This window comes from Paenibacillus sp. alder61, from assembly GCF_020179875.1.
GTDB lineage: Bacteria > Bacillota > Bacilli > Paenibacillales > Paenibacillaceae > Fontibacillus > Fontibacillus faecis.
Genome location: NZ_JAIUDG010000002.1, coordinates 225,197 through 238,582, shown reverse-complemented (window position 1 = coordinate 238,582; position 13,386 = coordinate 225,197). Strand labels below are relative to the sequence as shown.

The 13,386-nt window shown below is 53.5% G+C and carries 13 protein-coding genes; 4 read left to right on the top strand and 9 right to left on the bottom strand.

From position 1 onward, the window contains the following. Nucleotides 1–13: 13 nt before the first annotated feature. The 5 genes from LBW89_RS03030 to LBW89_RS03010 form a co-directional block, all read right to left on the bottom strand. Complete coding sequence (locus tag LBW89_RS03030; RefSeq protein ID WP_148452365.1) at nt 14–1,006, bottom strand: aromatic acid exporter family protein; 993 nt, start codon at nt 1,004–1,006, stop codon at nt 14–16. Between the two features lie 158 nt (nt 1,007–1,164). Then, on the bottom strand, nt 1,165–1,992 hold the full coding sequence (locus LBW89_RS03025; RefSeq protein ID WP_148452736.1) for an ABC transporter permease: 828 nt from the start codon (nt 1,990–1,992) through the stop codon (nt 1,165–1,167). Nucleotides 1,993–2,007: 15 nt separating this feature from the next. Next, nucleotides 2,008–2,793 carry an ABC transporter ATP-binding protein gene (locus tag LBW89_RS03020; protein WP_148452362.1) on the bottom strand — a complete coding sequence of 262 codons (786 nt, stop codon included), beginning with the start codon at nt 2,791–2,793 and terminating at the stop codon, nt 2,008–2,010. Nucleotides 2,794–2,831: 38 nt separating this feature from the next. Beyond that, complete coding sequence (locus LBW89_RS03015; protein WP_225038427.1) at nt 2,832–3,824, bottom strand: ABC transporter substrate-binding protein; 993 nt, start codon at nt 3,822–3,824, stop codon at nt 2,832–2,834. Between the two features lie 172 nt (nt 3,825–3,996). Next, on the bottom strand, nt 3,997–5,616 hold the full coding sequence (locus LBW89_RS03010; protein WP_225038426.1) for a sensor domain-containing diguanylate cyclase: 1,620 nt from the start codon (nt 5,614–5,616) through the stop codon (nt 3,997–3,999). A gap of 128 nt (nt 5,617–5,744) precedes the next feature. Here LBW89_RS03010 and LBW89_RS03005 point away from each other — a divergent pair, with 128 nt between their 5' ends. Further along, entirely contained in the window at nt 5,745–6,200 is a 456-nt protein-coding gene (locus LBW89_RS03005; protein ID WP_225038425.1) for a CBO0543 family protein, read from the top strand. A 57-nt stretch (nt 6,201–6,257) separates the two neighbouring features. On the opposite strand, the gene LBW89_RS03000 is transcribed toward LBW89_RS03005, so the two are convergent. Further along, nucleotides 6,258–7,775: a carboxypeptidase M32 gene (locus LBW89_RS03000; protein WP_148452354.1), complete on the bottom strand. Its 1,518-nt coding sequence runs from the start codon at nt 7,773–7,775 to the stop codon at nt 6,258–6,260. Nucleotides 7,776–7,908: 133 nt separating this feature from the next. Here LBW89_RS03000 and LBW89_RS02995 point away from each other — a divergent pair, with 133 nt between their 5' ends. The 3 genes from LBW89_RS02995 (at nt 7,909) to LBW89_RS02985 (ending at nt 10,094) form a co-directional block, all read left to right on the top strand. After that, nucleotides 7,909–8,238, top strand: a complete 330-nt coding sequence (locus LBW89_RS02995; protein ID WP_148452352.1) for an iron-sulfur cluster biosynthesis family protein — start codon at nt 7,909–7,911, stop codon at nt 8,236–8,238. A 31-nt stretch (nt 8,239–8,269) separates the two neighbouring features. Continuing rightward, entirely contained in the window at nt 8,270–8,833 is a 564-nt protein-coding gene (locus LBW89_RS02990; protein WP_148452350.1) for a beta-class carbonic anhydrase, read from the top strand. 82 nt (nt 8,834–8,915) lie between these two features. Then, nucleotides 8,916–10,094, top strand: coding sequence for a MalY/PatB family protein (locus tag LBW89_RS02985; protein WP_148452348.1), 1,179 nt, complete (start codon nt 8,916–8,918; stop codon nt 10,092–10,094). Nucleotides 10,095–10,167: 73 nt separating this feature from the next. Here LBW89_RS02985 and LBW89_RS02980 read toward each other — a convergent pair whose 3' ends face one another. The 3 genes from LBW89_RS02980 to LBW89_RS27655 all read right to left on the bottom strand — a co-directional run bounded on the left by LBW89_RS02980 (nt 10,168) and on the right by LBW89_RS27655 (nt 13,329). After that, a complete protein-coding gene (locus LBW89_RS02980) occupies nt 10,168–10,317 on the bottom strand; it encodes an aspartyl-phosphate phosphatase Spo0E family protein (RefSeq protein WP_211373285.1) in 150 nt (49 codons plus the stop codon). 590 nt (nt 10,318–10,907) lie between these two features. Continuing rightward, nucleotides 10,908–12,437, bottom strand: a complete 1,530-nt coding sequence (locus tag LBW89_RS02975) for an ABC-F family ATP-binding cassette domain-containing protein (RefSeq protein WP_225038424.1) — start codon at nt 12,435–12,437, stop codon at nt 10,908–10,910. A 520-nt stretch (nt 12,438–12,957) separates the two neighbouring features. Continuing rightward, nucleotides 12,958–13,329, bottom strand: coding sequence for a discoidin domain-containing protein (locus LBW89_RS27655; RefSeq protein ID WP_338114598.1), 372 nt, complete (start codon nt 13,327–13,329; stop codon nt 12,958–12,960). Between the last annotated feature and the right edge of the window lie 57 nt (nt 13,330–13,386).

The window sequence follows — 13,386 nt, the reverse complement described above, 5'->3', positions numbered from 1 at the left end:
CGCCCCTGTTCTTTTATTTCTCCCCGGCCAATCCCCCGCTCCCTTTTCCCGAAGATTTGAGCGATGCGGGGGCTTTATCCTTCTTGGCGATATTCAAATAATACGCCAGTTCCCGGCAAAGTTGCAGGATCGCGGATCGGATCTCGAATTCTTCACGGGTCGACGGCAGCTCCATCCGTCTGAATTCCTTCTCCAGTTCCGCAAGCATAAGCTCCGTTTGTCCCGTATATTCCTCGGTCAACACGTCCTGGCTCAGCCGATCGAACAATAAGGCGGTTATTTCTCCTTGGGGCATCCGCTGATACACAAAGGAAACCAGCTCCAGCATGCTTTCGATTCGGCCAAGCTGCTCCTTGCGCATATAAAAATATACGGACCACGCGTCGCTCGCGGAAATCAATTGATTCTCAAGGGCCCGCTTGGCGGACGCCAGACCTTCATCGATCCGTTGGCCCGCTTCGATGATTTCCTTCCCGTCCCAAAGATGATAGGGATCGCGCAAAGACTGGGCTAGATGACGGAAGATCACCGAAAACAGCCCGTCGACCTGCCTGCGGATTTCGATCAGCTTGTCCTCCGCTTTGGGCATATAAGCCAGATTGACCACCATGGCCGCTCCAAGTCCGATCACAAGCAGTTCGATTTGGGTCAGCATGACATGAGCGCTCAATTCCTCTCCGCCGAAAACGCGGAAGACGACAACGGAACTGGTGACGATGCCTTCTTTAAAATGGGCCCTCGTAATCAGCGGGAATGCGATCAGAATGTAGACGACAAGCACCCAGATATGGAATCCGAAAATATAAAAAAGTCCGAAAGCCAACAGCAGTCCGAGAATCGACGCAAAAAAACGGGAACTTACGGTGGCGATGCTCCGCTTCCGGGTGACATCCACCCCCAGGATGGCCAATAGCCCGGCGGACAACGCCCCCTCCACTCCGGCCAAATCCGCGACGATGATAGCGATTAGTGTGGCAATTGCCGTTTTGATGACGCGAAATCCCATGAAACCACCCTATCATTTTCATATGTATAGAGAAACAAACGCTCATTTCTTCATCCTATCGTACTTGATTTCCTGTCGTCCCACAATGCGCGCCGATAAATTACTTAAAGCAAAAGGCCGAAGCTCATCGCTTCGGCTTATTTGGACGAGAGTGGAGATTAACGGCGTTCCTTGAGCAAGATCCGCTCCACATATACGACAAGCTGATACATCCCCGTGGCGACAACCGCGATAATGACCAGGCTCGCCAGCACCAAGGTGAAGTTGAACACTTGGAACCCGTAAACGATCAAATAACCCAGCCCGATTTTGGCGACCAGAAATTCTCCGACGATCACGCCTACCCACGCCATTCCGACATTGACCTTTAACGTGGACACGATCGCGGGAAAGGAAGCCGGCAAGATCGCCTTCATGAATACATCCCGCCGATTTCCGCCAAACGTCCGAATCACCTTGATGTAATTGCCGTCCACTTCATTAAAGCTGTTATAAACCACGAGCGTAGTGACGATCACGGTGATGGACAGCGTCGTAATGACAATCGCCGTAAAACCGGCTCCGAACAGAACGATAAAAATCGGACCGAGGGCGACTTTAGGCATACTGTTGAACACGACCATGTAAGGGTCGAGCACCCGGGACAAAAAAGGCGACCACCAAATCAAAACCGCCAGCAGCGTACCGACCAGCGTACCGAGAAGAAAACCGACCGCGGTTTCTCCCACCGTGGCGGCCAGATGCGGCCACAGCTCCCCGTTAAGGACGTCCTTCAAGATCTGCCCGCCGACTTTCGAAGGATAGCTGAAAATCAGAACATCGACCCATCCCAGCCTTCCGGCCAGTTCCCACAATCCGATCAGGACGGCCAGCAGCAATAGCTGGGTGGCCAACACCAGCCGGCTCCCCCGGCGTTTAATCCTCAGATGCTCCCGCCACTTCTCCTCGATCCACGCGGATTTGGGGCCGGCCTTCCCTTTGGACATCGCCTCATCCAATCGCTATTCCCCCTTTCCTTCAAGCGATTCGAGGTCCCGCCAAATTTCGTGGAACAGCTCGTTAAAGCCGGCTTCCTCACGGGCATAGAACGGCTGGGCCCCGCGGATGGTCTCAGGAATCACATAGGTGCTGCGGATTCTTCCCGGCCGCGCGGCAAGCACGATGACCCGATCGCTGACCGCAATGGCTTCGGACAGGTCGTGGGTGACCAGTATGCCCGTCTTTCCCCGCTGCCGCAAGGTGTCCACCACTAAATCCTCCAGTTGGAGCTTCGTCTGATAATCCAAAGCGGAGAACGGCTCATCCAGCAAGAGCAGATCGGGATTCGTGGCCAATGTTCTTACCAGGGCCACGCGCTGCCGCATCCCGCCGGATAGCTGATGGGGATACCGATCCGCCGTGCCCCCGAGCCCCATCCCTTCGAGCAGTTCAAGGACGAAGGCTTGGCTGTCCTCCGACAGCCGCCCCGTTAATTCCAGCCCGAGCAAGGCGTTGCTCAAAATGGTGCGCCAGGGGAACAAATAGTCCTGCTGCAGCATGTACCCGACCTCGGGGGACGGCCCGGCTACCGGCTTGCCGTGCAGCAGAACCTCCCCTCTAGACGGAGGGAACAAGCCGGCGATCACGGACAGAAGCGTGGTTTTGCCGCATCCGCTGGGACCGACCAGGCTGATGAACTCGCCGGGCATGACCGACAGGTTCATTCCCTCCAGAGCAAGCACGGCCTCACGGTCCGTCACATACACCAGATCCAGGTCTTTCAATTCAACGACAGGGACTTGACTCACTAAGTCTCACGCTCCTTTCCCGTCGGAGATTTCCGGGTTTACTTGCCCGCGGACTCCGCAAAAGAGTTATCGGCCAGTTCACCGAGTTCCACCCGCTGCTTCAATTCTCCCGCGCTTTCCATCACATCCAGCAGATTATTCCAGGCCGCTTCCTCCAACCGGGGAGATTCGGCATACGAGCCCTGCTCCAAGTACCGTTTTACGGAGCTCGCCAATATTTCCTGATCCGTGTCTTTGAAATAAGGCGCGATCGTTTTTGCCGTTTCTTCCGGGGAATGCTCCTGCACCCAGGTCTGCGCCTTTTGGATCGCATTCGCAAATTTTTGGACGAGCTCTTTATTTTGGGCGATATAGCTTTGCTTCGTCATGTATACGGTATAAGGGAGCCGGCCGCTCTCCGTACCGAAGGAGGCGATGACATGCCCTTTTCCCTCCCGCTCGAAGATCGAGGCCTGGGGCTCGAACAACTGTACGTACTGCCCCGTACCGGAGGCAAAGGCCGCGGCGATATTGGCAAACTCGATATTTTGAATCAGCTCCAGATCCGAGTGGGGATCGATACCGTGTTTTTTCAAGGTGAATTCGCCCGCCATTTGCGGCATTCCGCCCTTGCGCTGGCCGAGAAAAACGCTCCCTTTCAAATCGTTCCAGTCAAAGCCGGGCGCCGCCTCCCGGGAAACGAGGAAAGTCCCGTCCGTCTGGGTAAGCTGGGCGAAGTTGATGACCGGATCCTCTGCTCCCTGTTGATATACGTAAATGGAGGTTTCCGCTCCAACCAGAGCCACATCAATCGCTCCCGACAGCAGGGCCGTCATCGTTTTGTCACCGCCCGCCGTCGTCTGGAGCTCCACCTTCAGCCCTTCCTCCTCAAAAAAACCTTTTTCCAGCGCCACATACTGTGGAGCGTAGAAAACGGAGCGGGTCACCTCTCCGATCTTGACCGTATTCTCCTTGCCGCCGCAGCCGGCCAAAGCTCCCGCGAAAAGGATGACAAGCGCCATGGCCAGCATGGCGTATCGTTTCCCCTTCATCTCTATCACCTCTTTCCTTCATACTAGGATCATATCTCTGGTGTAGTGTATGCGAAGGTCAAGCAAATGGTTATGGGGCCTAGCCTGATCCCGGCTCCAGCCCTGATAGATCGGCCCGCGGCAAAAAACCGCATCCTAACAAGGATGCGGCTAATTTAAATCCCCCCGATCGTCAGGCCCTCTCCTGCTCCTGAATCATCACCGTCCGGTTGCGACCGCCTTCTTTGGCCAGGTACAGGGCGTTATCCGCCAGATGAAAGATCTCCGTGGCCGTTGAAGAGTGCTGTGGGTATAGGGCCACCCCGATGGAGAGGGTGACGGGGTGATCAATGATGAGAACGGCCTGTTCGACCGATTTTCGAATCTCTTCCGCTTTCAGAAAAGCTTCGGATGGCTCGAGATTACGCAATAACACGACAAATTCCTCGCCGCCGAAACGGGAGCTGACGTCCTGCGGGGTTACCCCCGCCTGTATGATGCCGGCCACCTGCTTCAAAACAACGTCCCCCGTCTGGTGTCCGTATGTGTCGTTGATGACTTTGAATTTATCGATATCCAGAACCAGAATGGCAAAAGGCACCCGCTGATCGATCCAGCGGCGGATCGTGTCCTCGAACGTCCTGCGGTTCATCAATCCGGTCAGGGGATCGGTCATCGCCTCATGGGTCAACTGTTCGCTCTGCCGCCGAAAATTGTGGAGGGCCCTCACGACCGTATCCGTCAGCAAATCCGCTTCCCGATTCCAGTGGACGCGCGGCTTGGACGGAACCGACCCTCCTTGTTCAAAATTCCGTACCACATTGGCGAGGGAAACGAACGGATTGACGATTTGCCGCGCGGTCCAGACGACAATAAAAATCAGAACAGTAAGCGGGACCAGCATATACAGAAGAAGCTGAAGAACGTGACGTAACAGTTGATCATTAATGATCTTGGTCGGCGAAACCACGACGATTCCCCACCCCGAAGACGGAATGGGGGTATACCCCGCCAATGAATCCACTTTGTCCAAATTCACGTACTGCTGCATCCCGCCCTTCCCTTTCATCAGTTGTTGGACGACCGGATTCGCGCTGATATCCTTGCCGATCCTGTTTTTGTCGGGGTGATACAACAGTTGTCCCTTGGAGTCCACGATATAAAAGTAAGAGGTCCCGTTCTTTTCAAACTGTCCTCCAAAAATTTGGTTCAGGACGTTCTTGTCCTGCAGATAAATGCTGCCGCCGATAAAGCCTTGGTAATTCCCGTTCTGGTCAAATAGGGGCTCGCTGATAAATACAATGATGCGTTTTGTGACAGAAGTCATATAGACTTCCGAGATAAAAGCTTTCTTCGACTTTAGGGCGGTTCGTCCTGCCTGGGAGGTAATGCGCGAACCCGTGGTCCCTATCGAACTCGGGGAAGTGGCTCGAACCTTACCTTCCTCATCCACCAATACGATGGAGTTGAAATAGCCGCCGCTGTTCCGGATCAGATCCAGTCTCGACTCCATATCTTCTTGGGGCAGCGTTTCCCAAGATTCGTTAAAGTTGCCGGCTGCATGGGTTAAACCGGACTGCATAAATTGAAAAAGCGAATCCATGGTTTTACTCATCTGAACCGCGGTGGTAAAATTCAGGGCCAGCGTATTGTGGATCAGGGATTTTTTTTGCGCCTGTGTGGATGAGATGATGGAAATCGTCAGCGTCAGCAGAACCGAGAGACTTACAAATCCGATAAAGACTGCGGTCAGACTGATCTTTTTTTCCCTTTGGTGCGGCAGACTCTGCGGCTTGTTAAGTAGTGAATTCATCTTTTAGTTTCTCCCCCGGGGCTGCTGCGTACATAATAACTGGATTTTGCTCCCAACACTATATCGAAAAAATCACTTAAAATCAACGGAATTTGGACATACTTCTACGCGAGGTGGTCGTATTGCTGTTGAATTGGATCATCGGTTTTCTGATTCCGTGGATCGGCGGAATTTTTTTAATCAAACTCGACAAAGCCGCGATGCTCATCGCGTTTCCTTCAGCCGGTCTGATTTCACTATTATTTAATGACTACGGCGTCTACATGAAGTGGTGGTTATTGACACCCAAAGAGATGGAATCCGTCCTCACCATCCCTTTTAATCTGGGGATCTATCCGGTAACCGCGTGCCTGATGCTGTACTGGATCAGACATACGCTCGTTGCCCACGCGCTCGCGGTGGTTTTGTCTTCCGTTTTACTCACCGGCATGGAGCTTATTTTAGTCGCCCTGGGCACCCTTCGTTACGGAAAAGGTTGGAACGTCGGCTGGACAACGCTTTCCTATATTTTGGCTTTAGCGCTGGTTTACGGATATTACCGGCTGCATGAGCGCTTTTTTACCTCACGGTACGGGAACCCATGACCGGTTCGTGCCAAAAAGCCGCCCGGTCATCTATACTGACGCGGGCGGCTCCCTTAGTTAGTGTCCGTAGATCTCTTTGTACTTCTCTTCCAGATAGTCGGCCAGATAATCGGGGTTTAAGTCCTCCCCGGTCACGCTCTTGATGATTTCAGCCGGCTTCAACGCTTTTCCGTGCTTGTAGATTTTGTCGGTCAGCCATTCCTTGATCGGTTTGAAGTTCCCTTCCTTCACAAACCCTTCAAATTGCGGCAGCTCCTTCTTGAGCGTGTGGGCAATTTGCGCCGCGTACATATTCCCGAGCGCATAGGACGGGAAATATCCGAAGCTTCCGCCGGACCAGTGCACGTCCTGCAGGACGCCGAGGCCGTCATTCGGAGGCGTGAGTCCCAGATAGGTTTTATACTTCTCATTCCATACTTTAGGCAGCTCGCTAATCGGAAGGTTTTCGTTAAAGATCATCTTCTCGATTTCATAGCGAATGATGATATGAAGGTTGTATGTGAGCTCGTCGGCCTCGATACGGATCAGCGAATTTTCCACCCGGTTCACGGCCCGATAGAAGTCATCGAGCGTGACATCCTTCAAATGGTCCGGGAAATGCTGCTGGAGGTCGCCGTAGTACCGTTCCCAGAAAGCCCGGCTGCGCCCGACGAAATTTTCCCAAAACCGCGACTGGGATTCATGAATCCCCATGGACGTTCCCTCGCTCAGCGGCGTTCCGTTCAACTCCTTACCGATATTTTGCTCGTACAGCGCGTGACCGCCCTCGTGAAGCACGCTGAAGATCGAGCTCGTCACATCATCCTGCAAGTAGTTCGTGGTGATCCGGACGTCTCCCTGATTCAGCGTAATTTCAAAAGGATGCACCGACTCGTCCAGCCGTCCGGCCTCGAAATCGTATCCGATCTGTTCGAGCAGAAATTTCCCGTATTTCTCCTGCTGAGCTTTATCGTACAGCTGATTCAAGAACGGAGCCTGCGGTTTATGCGGCGCGGCCGTGATTTTATCCACCAATGGAACCAGCCTGTCGCGCAGCTCACCGAAGACTTGATCCAGCTTTTTCACGGTCAAATCGGGCTCGTACATATCAAGCAACGTGTCGTAACGCGTTTCCTTCGGACCCCAATAATCGATGAACTCCTGGGTAAGCGCGACGATCCGGGTCAAATAGGGTTCGAATCCGGCAAAATCCCCGTTCTCCTTAAAATCTTCCCAGAGCGTCTCGGCATGAGCCGTAAGCTCCGCGTATTCTTTGAACTTGTCCGGGGGAATTTTAACATTGCGATCGTACTCCTCTTTCACCAGCTTCACCAACCGGCGCCCGGTTTCATCCAGCTCCCCGAGGACGGTGTCGTGATGCAGGTAGCTCAAATACTCGCCCATCTCCCGAGAGGTTTGCAGCTTGAATGCTTCCGTCGAAAGCACACCGATCGTCTCCGAACGGACTTCCGCTCCCTTCCGCGGCGCTCCGGTCCGCAGATCCCAATGCATCAGCGCGACCGCTTCATGATAGCTTTTGATTTTACGCAGGAGCTCTAGAAAGGATTTCCATGTATCTGCCGTTTGCTGCTTCATAATGGATCCCACCTCTATCCTCTAATTTTTCCATCCCTCTTGATGATACTTTTTACAAAACGTATAATCAAATTTTAAGACGGTCTTTTTGGGTTTTTCACATTTTTTCAGAAAAGAAGTAGGAGGTGTCGCGATGAGAATTGAACTGGATCCCCGTGCAGAACATATGATTCGTGAGGCGATCGGCGACCGGCCCGGCTTGATGCGTTTGGTCTACGATACGGAGAATTGCGGCTGCGGGATGAGCGGTGTCCCCAGTCTGCAGATCGCCGATGAGCCCGGACCTTATGACATGCCCATGGAAAATGACGCCTTTCCCTTTTCCATCGACCGGATGCAGGCCGTGTTTTTTGAGGAGCGGCTGATGCTGACCGCCGAGGAAAGCGGGGGAACCTTCCGCTTGGACGGCGTCTCGCAGTTTTATAAGTCGAACCTCCGGCTCATAGACCGCCGACTACCGTAAAATTCACACTCGCAAAGGAGGAAGATCAGCGATGAGTCAGCTTCAATCCATTCTGGAGTACAATCGCACATTCGTAGCTAACAAAGATTATGAGGCCTATATTACGGACAAGTTTCCGGAGAAAAAAATGGTCATTGTCACCTGCATGGACACCCGGCTGGTCGAGCTCCTTCCCAGAGCCATGAACTTGCGCAACGGCGACGCCAAGATCATCAAAAACGCGGGCGCCGTCATTTCCCAGCCGTTCGGGAGCGTCATGCGGAGTCTGCTCGTGGCCATTTACGAGCTAAAAGCCCAGGAGGTCTACATTATAGGCCACACGGGGTGCGGGATGGCCGCGCTGAATTCCGAGCGCATGATCGATTCCATGAAGGAACGCGGCATTTCCCAGGACGTGCTGAGCACGCTGGAGAACTCGGGGATCAAACTTAGAAAATGGCTTCGCGGGTTTAATAACGAAAAAGAAGGGGTAATTCATACTGTGGAGATTGTGAAAAATCATCCACTGCTTCCCCCCCAAGTACCGGTTCACGGCATGCTCATCGACTCCACTACCGGAGAGCTTGAGCTTGTCGTGGACGGTTACAACTCATAACAAACATCATTTACGGTTTGGCGCGGACCAGAGTCTGGTTCGCGTCCTTTTTTACCAACCTTCGAAAGGATGTATGCAACCGATGAGTCATGACTTCAACGAACGCACCCTGCGCCGGGGGACGCTGTCTTATAAATGGGACCAGGGGGAGAATCTGTTCGGGGATCCCGAAGTCCTTCCCTTGTGGGTAGCCGATATGGATTTCAAATGCGCCCCGGCGATCGTACGCGCGGTAAACGAACGAGCCGCCCAAGCGATCTACGGGTACACGATCCGAACCGAAGAATATGTGCAGGCGATTACGGGCTGGTTCCGGCGACGACACCATTGGGACATCGATGCCGCATGGTTGACCGATTCTCCCGGCGTTGTTCCTTCACTCAGCATCGCCGTACAGTCGCTAACCGAACCTGGAGACGCGGTGATTCTGCAGTCCCCGGTCTATAACCCTTTTTACGACGTGATTCTGAAGAACGGACGAAAACTGGCGGAGAGCCCGCTGCTGTTGAAGGAAAACCGGTATGAGATGGATTACGACCGGCTGGAAGAGCTGATGAAGGATGGCGCCAAGCTGCTGCTGCTGTGCAGCCCGCAAAATCCGGGCGGCCGGGTTTGGACGAAGGAAGAACTGGTACGTCTCGGCGATCTTTGCGTGAAATACGATGTCAAAGTCGTCGCCGACGAGATTCATTGCGATTTGGTATTGCCGGAGCATCGTCACTTTCCTTTCGCTTCCCTTTCCGAAGCTTTTGCCGAAAGAACGGTCACCTGTCTGGCCCCTTCCAAAACCTTTAACATCCCGGGGCTGCAAACCTCGTTTACCGTCATTTCCAACCGGGAGCTAAAACGAAAGTTCGATCGGATGATCGAGGCTTTGGGCATCGGATCCGTCAACTTTTTCGGCCCGTCCGCCACGATGGCGGCGTACAACGAAAGCGAGGATTGGCTGGACGCGCTGCTCGGCTATGTAAAAGCGAACCAGGAGTTTGCCGTCCGGTATTTGGACGAGCACCTTCCCGAGCTGACCCCGGTCCCGTCCGAAGGCACCTACCTGCTGTGGGTGGATTGCCGGAAGCTGAGTCTCTCTTCCGCGGAACTTAAACGACTCATGTACAAGGAAGCCAAAATCGCTTTCAACGAGGGCTCGCTGTACGGCAGGAACGGCGAAGGCTTCCTGCGAATCAACCTGGCCTGTCCGCAGGATCTCCTGAAGGAAGCGCTCGACCGTTTCTCTTCCGCCGTCAAGAATCGCGGCGAATAGTGATCCGGGCTAGCTGCAACGGCACTTTATCCATGAAGCAGGGAGCCGCAAAACGCGGACTCCCTTTGCCTGCTTATTTCGCTTGCTGGTCCTTTTGAAACTCATTCAGCAGCCGGTCAAGCTTCTGACTCAGACTGACCAATTCCCGGTCGGCCAGGCGTTTATACACAGCGAGTTTATTCAATTCAGACCGGAGTTCTTCAATTTTGCGGATCAACTCCAAAGCGAACACTCCTGTAAATTCAAATATCTATGTGATACGTCCGCTGTGCACTGGCGACCGTTATTGCGGATCCCACCCCGGCATTGTCCGCACCAACCCAAAGTGGTATTACTTTCTTTCGACAGATTCGCCCAAATAACCTCCTGAAAAGAGATTTTATGTAAAATTTAAAAGACACGCATGATGCTCCGGAAATGTAACCGCAAGGCTGCTTCACACCTTCCAAATTCACTTCACTAGCGCACTTCGAACTCCAAAAAGATGTAAATCTGCAGGTATTTAGGCCGTTTTACGAGCGGATGCGAAAAAAGATGCAAATCTGCAGGTATTTCTAACGATTTAAGCGAATCGAGCCGGTTTCGTCGAAAATTCTTGCAGAATCGCAGGAATTTTAAAATTTTCGGTCTGAGCAAGAAAAAAACATGCATATACGCAGGAATTCTATATACCCGGCAGTGGTTCAGGAGACATATCCGATCCCCTGTCTGCGTTCACGATATATTGGATGGCTAATAGTCCAGACCGAATAAAGATTGCGTGTATAAGACCAAGCCGAAAGAATAAGGCCGCCTGACTAGGCAGCCTTAACTTTAACCTTCGATCTTCATCACCCGGTCCACCCATCCCCGGTAGAAAGGATGCTCATGCGATACGATCAGCACGCTGCCTTTAAACCGGGTAAGAGCCGCCATTAAAGCCTCCTTGGTCTCAGCGTCCAAATGATTGGTCGGCTCATCCAAAATCAGGAAATTGCACGGCGAAAGCACCAGTCGGCACAGCTTGACCTTGGACTGCTCCCCACCGCTGAGCGTGCCGATCGCCTGGGCGGCGAGCGTCGCGTTTAATCCGCATTGCGCCAGACTGCGCCGGATTTCTTTCTCCGGCATTCGCGGGTAATGCTCCGCGATATGGCGAATCGGCGTAGTTTCAAGATCCTCCCAAACCAGTTCCTGCTCAAAATACCCGATCCGCACGCTCTCCGCAAACCGAAATTGTCCGCCGATCGCGGGAATGCGTCCGATCAGCGTGTTGAGCAGCGTGGATTTCCCGATCCCGTTGAAGCCGGTAATCCCCACCTTTTCTCCACCTCCCACCGAAAAACTCAGCCCGGGCAGCAGCGGCCGGTCATAGCCGATTTGCAGCCCCTTCACCGAAAGGGCCAGTTCCCCCGTAAGCGGAATTTCCTTGAAGAAGAAAGAAGGCTTATGGGCGAAAGCCGGCGGGGCCAGCCGTTCCACGCGCTCCAATTGTTTGCGCCGCCCTTGGGCTATGCGGCTGTTGACTCCGGCGATATTTTTGCGGATATAGGCCTCGGTTTTTTCGATCATCTTCTGCTGCGCGTGATACTGCCGTAAGTAATCCTTCCGCAGATGCTCCTTCTGACGGACGAAATCGCTGTATTTGCCCGTATATTTCCGGATCGATTCAAACTCGATGTCACAAATGCAGGTTGTGACTTTATCCAAGAAATGATAGTCATGGGAGACAAGGATAAACGCGCTGTCAAAACCGGCCAAAAACCCGGCCAACCAGTCCACATGCTCCTGGTCCAGAAAATTGGTCGGTTCGTCCAACAGCAGCACATCCGGCTCCTCCAGCAGCAGCTTGGCCAGGATCACCCTCGCTCTTTGCCCCCCGCTCAGTTCCCGGATCGGCCGGTCAAGCCCCATAGCCTGAATGCCGAGTCCCTGAGCCACCTTGTCTATCCGGCTGTCCACGTGATAAAAGTCTCCCGACTCCAGCTTCTCCTGAACCTTGGCCGCCTGCTCCAGCTTGTCGTATTCGCCAGAGGCGGCCATCTCCGCATAGAGCTCGTTCAATCGGCTCTCCAAGGCGTATAACTCGGCAAAAGCCGTTTGCAAATAGGCCCGAATCGTGTCCGATCCCCGGATCTCGGCGTGCTGGTCCAGATGCCCCACCTTAAGACCCGGCTGCCATTTCACCGTGCCGGAATCCGGGATCAGCGCCCCGGTCAAAATGTCGATCAACGTGCTTTTACCCGCTCCATTCTGGCCGACGATGCCCATATGCTCCCCCTTGAACAGCTGCAATCCGGCATTTCGGTATAGCGTTTTGTCCGTAAACCGGTGCGTCAAATCGTAAACTTCCAATAAACTCATTACGTATTTCCTCTCTTCCCTAACAAAATAAAAAAGAGCGGAGGAACCGCGTCAACAAGACGCCGGCCCTCTGCTCTTTTGGGTTGGCTGCCGCGAATGGCACAGCCTTGAACCAAACACAAGGGCCACGGACAAAAGCATTGTCCATGGCCCTTTAATCAATCATTCACTCGGATTGTAGCCGCATTTAAATAAGCGTATCGATCCGCACGCTTTTAAACGCTAAGCTATAACCCGATGAATATGGAATCTAGACGATTCCCCGATTAAGCTCCGCACAATGCTTCATCGTGAACAGTTGTACGGAGCGGAGTTCCCTAACCAGTTTGACAAGACGAATATACATCGTTTAACACCTGCTTTTCCAAAAATACGCCTATATTTTACCACAGGTATCCGGTTTAGAAAAGGGGCCGCCTCGCTCTCTGGGAGGATCGGCCTCTTGCGATATGCTGCAATCGTCCCTGAAACAAAAATAACCGGGGCCCTTCCAACCCGGAAAGGCCCCGGTTCTATGAGGTTACAGCTGAGGTCCGTAAACCCGCCAGCTTTGGATGCCCGTGGAGAAGTCCTCTTTGGCCTTCACGTTTAAGCGGATCCGGTTCGTCGTTACCGGCGCGAAGGTGGTCGTGTTGTACCGGTCGGGCAGCAGCCCGTAACCCGATCCATTGCCGACCTCCGCCCAGGCCGACCCGTTCCAGTATTGGATCGAGTAAGACGCCGGCAGGTCGATCCCGGCATCGTCGTCGAACCAATACACGTCCACCCGGTCGATCGTCACGTTCTCGTTCCAATCGTATTGGACCCATTGCGTCGTCCCCGGATTGTCCCAGTTTCCGTAAACGGGGTGGCCGCGGTCGGCCGAATGGACCGGCTCATAGCCGTCGTTCAGTCCGGCAAGGCTTTCCCACGGGGATACATAGGAGGCGGATGCCGTCGCCGACAGGGC

Coding starts and splice junctions, on each gene's coding strand:
- LBW89_RS02975 (WP_225038424.1), bottom strand. CDS start 12,437: ATGAGTTTATTGGAAGTTTACGATTTGACGCACCGGTTTACGGACAAA.
- LBW89_RS03010 (WP_225038426.1), bottom strand. CDS start 5,616: ATGAATTCACTACTTAACAAGCCGCAGAGTCTGCCGCACCAAAGGGAA.
- LBW89_RS03015 (WP_225038427.1), bottom strand. CDS start 3,824: ATGAAGGGGAAACGATACGCCATGCTGGCCATGGCGCTTGTCATCCTT.
- LBW89_RS03025 (WP_148452736.1), bottom strand. CDS start 1,992: ATGTCCAAAGGGAAGGCCGGCCCCAAATCCGCGTGGATCGAGGAGAAG.
- LBW89_RS02990 (WP_148452350.1), top strand. CDS start 8,270: ATGAGTCAGCTTCAATCCATTCTGGAGTACAATCGCACATTCGTAGCT.
- LBW89_RS03000 (WP_148452354.1), bottom strand. CDS start 7,775: ATGAAGCAGCAAACGGCAGATACATGGAAATCCTTTCTAGAGCTCCTG.
- LBW89_RS02985 (WP_148452348.1), top strand. CDS start 8,916: ATGAGTCATGACTTCAACGAACGCACCCTGCGCCGGGGGACGCTGTCT.
- LBW89_RS03030 (WP_148452365.1), bottom strand. CDS start 1,006: ATGGGATTTCGCGTCATCAAAACGGCAATTGCCACACTAATCGCTATC.
- LBW89_RS02995 (WP_148452352.1), top strand. CDS start 7,909: ATGAGAATTGAACTGGATCCCCGTGCAGAACATATGATTCGTGAGGCG.